Here is a 649-nt window from a genome sequence, read left to right as displayed (position 1 = left end):
TAAATGTGTGGAACTTCTTAATTTTCTGATTGATGCCTTTTTTATTGGCCTTGGCCGCTAAAAGCTTCATATTATCTACTGTGATTGTTTCAGCAAATACTTGCAGACAGTTTGCCGCCTCAGAAATTTCTTTATCTGTAGATCCCTTGAGTGTCAGTGTGACTTGTGATATTTTCATTTTAATTTTTCTGTTTAAATGGTTCCAATGCTCTGTCTATTGCTTGAGGATTAGGCTGAATAACTTGAATAAGCATCCCTACTTTATTGATTGCTTCATCTGGGAAAGTCTTCAGAAGTCCAGCAATATGATCTATTGCTTTTTCCTTATCTGATTTTTCTTCTGGAAGACTTGCAATTTGTGGAGTATATTCAGGTTCAGGCACCGATCCAATTTGTTGCTGGTCATATGTTGGATTGCTCACCTGTGGAAGGCCCATAAGTCTTGAGGCAAGTTCTACAAAAACAGGTGATTCAACAATACCGTTCAACCCCCCTTTCTTTTCTTTCTCCTCTTTATGTTTTTCCTCCTCCTCTTTCAAATCTCGTTTCAAACGGTCAATATCCATTTCGAAACGCCATTTCTCTCTGGTCAGATCATCCACTTCCTTTTTATAATCATCCCTCTGACGAGTGATAGTGCTCATTGTCA

1 protein-coding gene is annotated in these 649 nt (G+C 38.4%); it reads right to left on the bottom strand.

Features of this window, described 5'->3' with window-relative positions; all coding sequences use genetic code 11:
* Positions 1-179: 179 nt before the first annotated feature.
* The coding region (locus tag AVL50_RS33435; protein WP_172826937.1) for a hypothetical protein at positions 180-649 on the bottom strand (470 nt) is incomplete at its 5' end.

It is taken from the genome of Flammeovirga sp. SJP92, assembly GCF_001583495.1.
In the GTDB taxonomy this organism is placed as follows: domain Bacteria; phylum Bacteroidota; class Bacteroidia; order Cytophagales; family Flammeovirgaceae; genus Flammeovirga.
The sequence above is the reverse complement of the archived record's forward strand: the minus strand, read 5'-3'. Positions and strand labels throughout refer to the sequence as shown.